This is a genomic window from Luteibacter sp. PvP120 (assembly GCF_054055715.1).
Genome location: NZ_JBSRXP010000010.1, coordinates 132,085 through 141,694, shown reverse-complemented (window position 1 = coordinate 141,694; position 9,610 = coordinate 132,085). Strand labels below are relative to the sequence as shown.

At 66.9% G+C, this 9,610-nt stretch carries 4 protein-coding genes and 1 pseudogene; 3 read left to right on the top strand and 2 right to left on the bottom strand.

From position 1 onward, the window contains the following. Positions 1–671 precede the first annotated feature (671 nt). Positions 672–1,205 carry an acyloxyacyl hydrolase gene (locus ACVKN3_RS17500; protein WP_354516875.1) on the bottom strand — a complete coding sequence of 178 codons (534 nt, stop codon included), beginning with the start codon at positions 1,203–1,205 and terminating at the stop codon, positions 672–674. Between the two features lie 188 nt (positions 1,206–1,393). Here ACVKN3_RS17500 and ACVKN3_RS17495 point away from each other — a divergent pair, with 188 nt between their 5' ends. The 3 genes and pseudogenes from ACVKN3_RS17495 to ACVKN3_RS17485 all read left to right on the top strand — a co-directional run bounded on the left by ACVKN3_RS17495 (position 1,394) and on the right by ACVKN3_RS17485 (position 6,053). Then, positions 1,394–4,396, top strand: a complete 3,003-nt coding sequence (locus tag ACVKN3_RS17495; protein WP_354516873.1) for a putative bifunctional diguanylate cyclase/phosphodiesterase — start codon at positions 1,394–1,396, stop codon at positions 4,394–4,396. 50 nt (positions 4,397–4,446) lie between these two features. Next, a pseudogene (locus ACVKN3_RS17490) lies at positions 4,447–4,644 on the top strand (DUF2239 family protein); the annotation flags it as partial. Positions 4,645–4,667: 23 nt separating this feature from the next. Further along, complete coding sequence (locus ACVKN3_RS17485) at positions 4,668–6,053, top strand: MATE family efflux transporter (protein WP_354516869.1); 1,386 nt, start codon at positions 4,668–4,670, stop codon at positions 6,051–6,053. A 326-nt stretch (positions 6,054–6,379) separates the two neighbouring features. On the opposite strand, the gene ACVKN3_RS17480 is transcribed toward ACVKN3_RS17485, so the two are convergent. Next, positions 6,380–9,541 carry an efflux RND transporter permease subunit gene (locus ACVKN3_RS17480; RefSeq protein WP_354516867.1) on the bottom strand — a complete coding sequence of 1,054 codons (3,162 nt, stop codon included), beginning with the start codon at positions 9,539–9,541 and terminating at the stop codon, positions 6,380–6,382. Between the last annotated feature and the right edge of the window lie 69 nt (positions 9,542–9,610).

Below are 9,610 nucleotides of genomic sequence, written 5' to 3'. Positions count from 1 at the left end.
CCGGCCGTCCTGGCCGGCCCCCTTCGGGCCTTATCCGTTCGAAGCCCTCGCCTGCGGCTACCGGCCCCGAGGGGGCTACCCGCCGGCTCTTTCCAGGACTGAGGTGGGTTGTGACGCGATCGGTCGCAGACGTGCAGGGTATGGCGTCGCCGCTTCGTTGGCTTTTCGCGCACATCGTGCGCTCCTACCCCAGGGGTAGGGTAGGTCGTTGAATGCGTGATCTTCTGGCTGAGTAGGAGCGCACGCATGTGCGCGAACCCTCGACATACCTAAGGCGACCGATGCCATGCAAACCAGGCAAGCGAGCGTTCCCAGCCACGAAGCGAAACCGAGCTCTTCGCTCGCCTCACACGCAACCTCAGTGTCAGGAAGAGCCGGCGGGTACCACCCTCGGGGCCGGTAGCCGCAGGCGAGGGCTTCGAACGGAAAAGGCCCGTCAGGGGGCCGGCCAGGACGGCCGGCCGTTTCCGCTGAGACAGGAGGTCGAATCGGAAACCCCCGTTCGAAGCCCGACCCGGGCCCGAAGGGCAATCAATAAACGGCCGCGGAGCGGCCCTTCCTTCGCGGGTCGCCGCAGGCGTGGCCCCGAGGGTGGCACCCGCCGGCTCTTGCTCCACAGCCCAAGGCCAAACGCGATGCCGAAGGCGAGCCTACCCCCCAACGCGAAAAACTCAGATATCGAACCCGATACCCACCAGCCCCATGGTCTCGCCGCGGTTCGGCTCCTGGAAACTGCCGTTGGAGATATGGCGGATCTGGAAGCTGATGTTCTTGTACTGCCAGCCCAGGGTGCTGACGAACTCGTAGCCGCTGGACAGCGCCTGCGTGCGCCCGCCCGCCGTGCCGGCGACCTGGAAGCTGAAGAAGAACGGGCGATACCAGTCACCCTCGCTGCCGTAATGGAGGCGCGCACCGGCGGCGCCTACCCAGACATTATTGGTGACGCCGGGACGGGACTGTTCGTAGCGACCGATGTCGCGACCCTTCACGTAGCCGATGGACACGTCCGGCGACCAGGTGAAGCGGCTGCCACCCATCGGGCGGGCGTCGAACACCGACTCGATGAAGAAGACATTGGTGCCGTAACTGTCCATGTAGCTGCGGCCACCCTGCAGCTCGACATGGGTTTCGGCAGCCGCGGGGACGGACACCGCGGCAAGGGATAGCGCGGCGAGAGCGCCGAGGGCAAGGCGGGAAGAACGCATGGCGAGGGAGGGTCCTTGTGCTGGGACGTTTTTATGAACCGAATGGTTCGGTAAATAGTGTTGAGTGGGCGTGAAAAAAGGGGGGAGGCGAAATCTTTCTCGTTCAAGCCTCGTCCCTCCTTGCCGTTACAGGACGACGAGGCTTCGCAGGGCGGGCCAGGACCACGACCCGAGGAGGCGGCAACACGGTGGCGACCGCGACGGCAAAGGGGGCGACGAAGACCCGCGCCCATACCATCCGTCTGGCCATCTGGGCCGTCTGTGTCGTGCTGTCGCTCGGCATCGTCGCGTTGGTCGCGGGCCTGCAGATGCAGGAATACGCGCGCTTGCTGGCGACCAGCCAGCGTCAGGTCGCTGCGTCGGCCAGTAACCTGGTCAGGTTGCTCGACCAACAGGTGGATGCCAGCCTGGGTCCCCTCCTGGCGTTGCGTGACGAGGTCCATCGCTCCGATCTTTCGGAGCTGCGCACCCACCTCGCCGAGGTACAGGCACGACACCCGGAACTGCCGAATCTCCTGGCTCTCGACGCGCGTGGCACGGTCATCGCCGCCACGCACACGCCGGTCCACGACTGGGCACCGATGCTGGTCGCCCCGCGGCGGATGGCCCTGGGCGCCAGTGTCCGGGTGGCCATCGGTGAGACGGAAGAGTCCGGGTCCGCCTTGCGCGTCCTGGTCGACTCACGTGTGACGGAGCCGGCCGCCTTCGGTACGGTGATCCGCGCGGAGCGCATGCGTGACGCGATGCGCCTCACCATGCTGGGCAACACGGCGGAGATGACGATCTTCTCGCCGTCCGGCCGTGTGTTCACCAGCAATGGCGACGGGCGGGTTCGGGCGTGGACGTCGGGTATCGTGGCGCCCGGCAGCACGGGCCTCGTCCAGGACCGCGAGCGCATCGCGGCCTGGGCCGCCTCGGCTGCCTACCCGTTCGTGGCCCGTTCCTCGGTCGATCGCTCGGCGGTGCTGGCGGACTGGTGGACGCAGGCCCGGCAGACCCTGCTGGCCACGCTGGCCCTGGTGCTGCTCATCCACCTCTTCGCCACCGCGTTCGACCGGGCCTACCGGAAGCAGTCGCGGCTGTTCGACGCGCTGTCGCGCACGGCGCGGCACCTCGGTGACGTGCAGCGAACCGGCCACATCGGCTTGTGGGAAGCCGACCTGACCTCCGGCGAGATCGTCTGGTCCGGCCAGGTCCACGAAATCACCGGCCACCCGCCCGAGCGTGTCGTGGTACGTCGTGGCACGTACTACAAGCTGGTCCACCCCGACGACCAGGCCGGTATCGTCGCGTGGGTGGACCGCTTCGCCAGCGAGGACGGCCCGCTCGAGTTCGAGCACCGGCTGTGCCGCGTGGATGGCCGGGAGGTACGCGTCGCCCTGCGCGCCTCGCGCATCACCGACGAAGAAGGCCGGCCCGTCCTGGCCGGTACGATCGCCGAGGTCACCGTACTCCACGAAACGCGCCGCCGGCTGGAGGACACCGATCGCGACCTCGCCGCCAGCGCCGCCGCCTACCGTCAGTTGCTGGCCCGCGTGCCGCTGCCGCTGGCCATCGTGCGTGGCGACGGCATCGAGTATGCCAACCCGCGCGCGGAAGAACGCCTGGGCAGCAGTGGCGAGACGCTGGTCGGCCGCCGCGTGGACGGCTTCATGGACGACGACGCGCTGGCGGTGCTGCGTGCCGGGTCGCCCGATGGCGCCAACCTCATCGCGTGGCTCAATCCCGACCACGGCATGCCGTTCGAGGCCGAGCTGGCCCTGTCCGATTACCGAGACACCAAGGGCGACGGCACGCTGGTGATCATGCGCGACGTCACCGAGCAGCGCCGTTACGAAGAGCGCCTCAACTACCAGGCCACGCACGACGAACTGACCGGGCTGCCCAACCGGCGCGCCCTGCGCGAGAAACTCGACGATCTGGTGACCGAGAGCGTGCGCGAGGGTTCGGGCCTGATGGTGCTGTTCATCGACCTGGACCACTTCAAGGTCATCAACGACGCGCTCGGCCATGCGCTGGGCGACCAGGTGCTGCGCGACGTCACCCTGCGCCTGGGCGATGCGCTGGATGGCCTGGGCCATGTGGGCCGTTTCGGCGGCGACGAGTTCGTGGCGATGTTGCCCTTTACCAGCCATCCGGCCACGGCCATGGAAGTGCTCCCGCGTATCCAGCGCGCCATCGAGGAGCCGCTGACCGTGGGCGGCACCATGCAGCGCCTGAAATGCAGCATGGGCGTGGCCTTTGCCACCCGTGACGGCGCCGACGCCGATACGTTGATCCGCAACGCCGACACGGCCATGTACGTGGCCAAACGCTCGGGCCGGCACACGTGGAAGCGCTACGCGGCGGACATGCACGCCACCGCCATGGCCCGTCTCACCGTGCTCACCCGGCTGTCCGGCGTCAACCTGGACAACGAGCTGTCGCTGGCCTGGCAAACGCAGCACTCGGGCGACGATGGCCGGGTGATCGGCGTGGAAGCGCTGTTGCGCTGGCCTTCCGCACCGGCGGATCTGGCCGGCAACGACAAACTCGTGCCGCTGCTGGAAGAGACCGGCGCCATCGTGCAGATCGGCCAGTGGGTGCTGCGCGAGGCCTGCCGCCAGCAGCGACTGGTGTTCGAGCGCCTGGGTCCCGGGTGCCGCATCGCGGTGAACGTCTCCGCCCAACAGCTGGTACACACCGACCTGGTCGCGGAGGTCCGCATGGCGCTGGCAGAGACCGGAGCCAGTGCTTCCTCGCTCGAGCTGGAACTGACCGAAAGCGCCTTCATGCAGGAGCCCGAGCGCGCCATCCGCACCCTGCACGAGCTGCGCGCCATGGGCGTGAGCATCTCGCTGGACGACTTCGGCACCGGCTACTCCAACCTGACCTACCTCTCGCGGCTGCCGCTGGACAAGATCAAGGTCGATCGTCATTTCACCACCAGCCTGCTCGACGACGATGTCGACGCGTCGATCTGCCGATCCATCATCTTCCTGGCGCGCAGCCTCAACCTGGAGGTGGTCGCGGAAGGCGTGGAAACCGAAAGCCAGCGGCGCTGGCTTCTGGGCGAAGGATGCGTTGCGATGCAGGGTTACCTGTTCGCCCGGCCGGTTCCGATCGAGGCGCTCGAAGCCAGCTTCCATGGCAACGGCGCCATCGAGGATCGATCCGCGCTGGTTGCCACCGGCTCGCCCGGCGGCCATTGACGCATGGTTTGCTCCGGGTAAAACTGCGCGCTCCTTCCCAGCCGGCCGTCGCCATGCCCACCCACCATGCAGCGGTGCCGCCCAGGCGCGGGCCGGGTCGTCCGAAGCTGGGCGTGGTCGCCCGTGAGGTCACCCTGCTGCCTCGCCACTGGGAGTGGCTGGCCGGGCAAGCCGGCGGCGCATCCATGGCCCTGCGCCGGCTGGTCGAGCAGGCCAGCCGCGAGGCTTCGGGTGCGGATGGCGCCCGTGGCGCATCCACCGGCGACGAGGCATGAGCCCGCCACGTGGCACGCTGACCGAGGGTCCGATCGTCGGCACTCTGTTACGGTTCTCCCTGCCCATCCTGGGCGCCAACGTGCTGCAGTCGCTCAATGCGTCGGTGAACGCGGTATGGATCGGCCATTTCCTCGGCGAGTCCGCATTCGCGGCCACGTCCAACGCCAACCTGATCCTGTTCTTCCTGCTGGGCGTGGTCTTCGGCGTAGGCATGGCCACCACGATCATGGTCGGCCAGACGCTGGGCGCGAACGACGTGCCCGAGGCGCGGCGCGTGGTCGGTACGGGGCTCGGTTTCTTCGTCGTGATGTCGCTGCTGGTCGCGCTGGGCGGATTCGTCGCCACGCCGATCATGCTGGGCGCCATGGGTACGCCGCACGATGCGTTGCCGTATGCCACGGCCTATCTGCGCATCATCTTCGTCGCCCTGCCGGCGATGTACCTCTACACCTTCCTCATGATGACGCTGCGCGGCGCAGGCGACTCACGTACGCCCTTCGCCTTCATGCTGTTGTCCGTGGTGCTCGACGTCGCGCTCAATCCGCTCTTCATCTTCGGCCTGGGCCCGGTGCCCGCCATGGGCATCGCCGGCTCGGCGGTGGCCACGCTGATCGCGCAGGTGGTCTCGCTGCTGGCACTGGTCGGCTGGCTGTACCGGCGCCGCCATTTCCTGTGCATCGGTCGCCACGAACTGCACCTGTTGCTGCCCCGCCCCGTGCTGCTCAGGCAGCTGCTGCTCAAGGGCCTGCCGATGGGTGCGCAGATGATCGTCATCTCCTCGTCGGCCATCATCATGATGTCGCTGGTCAACCGGCATGGCTCGCAGACCACGGCCGCGTACGGCGCGGCCGCGCAGTTGTGGACCTACATCCAGATGCCCGCGCTGGCGATCGGCTCGGCGGTGTCGTCGATGGTGGCGCAGAACGTAGGGGCGCGGCGCTGGGATCGCGTCGCCGGCATCGGCCGTGCCGGCATCCTCACCAACTTCCTGCTCACCGGCACGCTGGTGCTGGTGATCTATCTGTTCAACCGGGCGGCACTGGCGCTGTTCCTGGGTGAGGACAGTTCCGCCATCGGCATCGCACAGCACCTCAACCATATCGTGGTCTGGTCGTTCCTGCTGTTCGGCGTCACCTTCGTGATGTTCGGCGTGGTGCGCGCCACCGGCGCGGTGATGCTGCCGCTGGTGGTGCTGGTCATCGCGATGTGGGTGGTCCGCTATCCGTTCGCCGCGCTCCTCGAACCGTATTGGGGAGCCGACGCCATCTGGTGGAGCTTCCCCGTGGGTTCGCTGGTGTCGCTCGGCATCACGGCGGTGTATTACCGCCGCGGGAGCTGGAAGCGCGCGGCGATGTTGCCTGCGGGGGATGCGGCGGTCTGACTGCGACGATGTAGCTTGCCGACGTATCGCGACGATGTATCGCGAACATCGTGCGCTCCTACATGCGGTGCGGATGGATTTGCCGCGGTGCGGGGTAGGAGCGGACGATGTCCGCGAACCGTCACGGTATCTACCGCGACTGAAACCATGCAAACCATCCTGTCGGCGTTTCCGTGGCCCCGACGAAGCGGCTCTGACGTTGGAAGGCGAACAAAGCGCAAGAGCACTTTGTTTTGCGCACGGAAACGCCGGCATGGGTTGGTGCATGGCTTCATTCGCAGCATGCGCGTCTTGGGTTCGCGAACATCGTTCGCTCCTACATGCGCCTATTTTTTACGAAGGCGTTTCCAGCGTTTGTAGCGGCGCTTGAGCATGCGGCGATGTATCCGCGTGGCCTTACGCTCCTTGCGGTCGTGGTTCCACAGGTAGATGGCGGGCGTGCTCAGCAGCGTCAGCATCTGCGAGACCAGCAGGCCGCCGACGATGGCGATGCCCAGGGGGCGACGCATCTCCGAGCCCACGCCGAAGCCGATGGCCAGCGGCAGTGCCGCGCCCATGGCGACCAGCGTGGTCATCGTGATCGGGCGGAAGCGCACCAGCGCGGCCTGGCGGATGGCCTCCACGGGAGACATGCCGTGCTCGCGTTCGGCGACCAGGGCGAAGTCGACCATCAGGATCGCGTTTTTCTTCACGATGCCGATAAGCAGCAGCACGGCGATGATCGCCATCAGCGTGAGCTGGGTCTGCGTGACCAGCATCGCCAGGAAGGCGCCTGCGCCGGCCGCGGGCAGCGTGGAGATGATCGTCAGCGGATGACCCAGGCTTTCATAGAGGATGCCCAGCACGATGTACACGGCGAGGATGGCGCCGATGAGCAGCACCATGCCGTTGGACTGCGCATCGCGCATGCGCTGGTTGGTGCCTGTGACGTCCATGCGCACGCCCGCCGGCAGGCCGATCCGGCGTACGGCTTCTTCGGCCAGGGCATTGCCCTTGTCGGGCGTGATCTTCGGCGCGAGGTTGTACGTAATGTCGGCCGATTCGAGCTGGTTCTGGTGCGTAATCGCGCTGGGCGTCGCCACCGGCTTGATGGTGGCCACGGCCGAGAGCGGAATCATCTTGCCGACGGTGTTTTTCACGTAGGTGTTGAGCAGCGTGTCCGGGCTCAACTCCTGCGCTGCCGCGGCGGTAAGCACCACCCAGTACTGGTTGACGTCGGAGTAGATGATCGATACCTGGCGCTGGCCGAAGGCGTTGTACAGGGCCGAATCGACCATACCCATGCCGACGTTGAGCCGGCCGGCCGCATTGCGGTCCACGGAGAGCATCTGCTGCTTGCCGACGATATCGAAGTCGCTGCCGACGTCGCGGAACTCCGGCATGGCCCGCATCTGCCGCACCAGCTTCAGCGTCCAGGGTTGCAGCGGCTCGCCGCCGGTACTGACCAGCTGGAAGGAATACTGCCCGCGATTGCTGTTGCCGCCGTTGCCGCCCAGAAACTGCATCGGGTTCATGAACACCTGGACATCGGACAGCTTGTCGTACTCCTTGCCCTTGCGATCCAGGAACTCCTTCATCGACTCGTGGCGCTGCCCGGCGCCGCTACCCTTGGGCTTGAGATCGATGAACATCGTGCCGTTGTTGCCCACCGCGGCGCCGTCGTTGCCGCTGCCCAGGATCGTGGTCACGTCCGCCACGGCGGGATCGCTCTGCATCATCTCGCCGACCCGCTTGAGCCGGCGCGACATCTCCGTCGGGGATATGTTCGCGTCCGCGGTGACCTCGGCCTGGAGCATGCCGGTGTCCTCGTCCGGCATGAAGTTGCCGCCGGCGGTCTTCACCACGGCGAAGCCAAGCCCGAACGTCGCGACGAGCAGGATCAGCGGCTGCCAGCGCATCACCCGCCGGTGCCGCATGGCCCAGTCCAGGCCACGCGAGTAAAAGTGCAGGAACCCGCGATCGAAGCGCTCCAGCGCGCGTTCCATCCGACCGGGCTGACGCCCGGGCGCATCGTGCTTGAGATAGCGGGCACACAGGGCCGGTGTCAGCGTGAGCGATACGATGGCAGAGATCAGTACCGCGGCGGCCAGCGTCACCGAGAACTCGCGCAGCAGCTTGGTGATGAGGCTGTTGCCGAACAGCAGGGGCGCGAACACGGCCACCAGCGACAGGGTGATCGACATGACGGTGAAGCCGATCTCGCGGACGCCATCCAGCGAGGCAGGCATCGGCTTGGATCCGTTCTCCATGTGCCGCACGATGTTTTCGATGACCACGATCGCATCGTCCACGACGAAGCCGATGCACAGCACCAGCGCCATCAGCGACATGGTGTTGAGCGTATAGCCGAGCGTCCACATCACCACGAAGGCGCCCGCCAGCGACAACGGCACGCTCAGCGTGGCGATGAGCGTGGGGCCGAGCCGGCGCAGGAACACCATCATCACCAGAAACACCATGACGATGCTGATCAGCAGCGCCACCTTCACCTCGTGCAGCGCCGACTGGGTGGTCTGGGTCAGGTCGAAGATGGGGGTGACCTTCGCATCCGCCGGTAGCAGCGAGCGGAACCGGGGCAGCGCCGCTCGGATCGCGTCCGCGGTGGCGATGGAGTTCGCCTCCGGCCGCTTGCTCATCTGCATGGTGACCGCGCGCTCGCCCTGGAACCACGCGGCCTGGTACTGGTCCTGCTGCCCGTTGTAGACCCGGGCGATATCCGAAAGGCGCACCGGCACGTTGTCGCGCACGGCGATCAGTATCTTGCCGAAGTCCTTCGCGTCGCGCAGGCTGTCGGTGGCCGTCACCGTCATCTGGCTGTGGCCATCCGAGAGGACGCCCTGCGGCGAGGTGACGTTGGCGGCACTGAGCGCATTGGAGACGTCGTTGGCGGTCAGCCCCTTCGACGACAGTGCGCGCGTATCCAGTTCCACGCGCACCGCGTGCGGTGTGCCACCGAACACCTGCACGCGTGACACGCCGTCGATCTGCGCCACGGCCGGGCGGATGAGCGTGTCCACCACGTCGTAGAGCTTGTCCGGCGGCAGCGTCTTCGAGGTGAAGGTCACCAGCAGGACGGGGATCTGGCCGGTGTCGAACTTGAAGTACTGCGGCGGCGTCGGCATGCCGGCCGGCAGGTCGGCGGCGGCCGCGTTGATCGCGGCCTGCACGTCACGGGCGGCCGCATCGGTGGAGCGCGCCAGGGTGAAGCGCAGCCGCACGAAGCCGCTGCCCTCCGAGCTGTTCGAGTACATCTGGTCCACGCCCGGGATCTGGCCGAGGTGGCGCTCCAGCGGGGCGACGATGGTCGAGGCCACGGTCTGCGCATTGGCACCGGGCATCTGGGCCTGGATGAACACGGCAGGCACTTCGATGGACGGCAGCGCCGCCACGCCCAGCAGCATGTAGGCGATGGAGCCGCACAGCACCAGCCCCGCCGCGAGCAGCGAGGTTCCGATCGGTCGGCGGATGAAAGGTGCAAAAACGTTCACGACACTTCCTGTGATCGCGGGAAGCATACCCGCGCCCACAGACTTTATGACGTTCCCACGGTTTCGTGG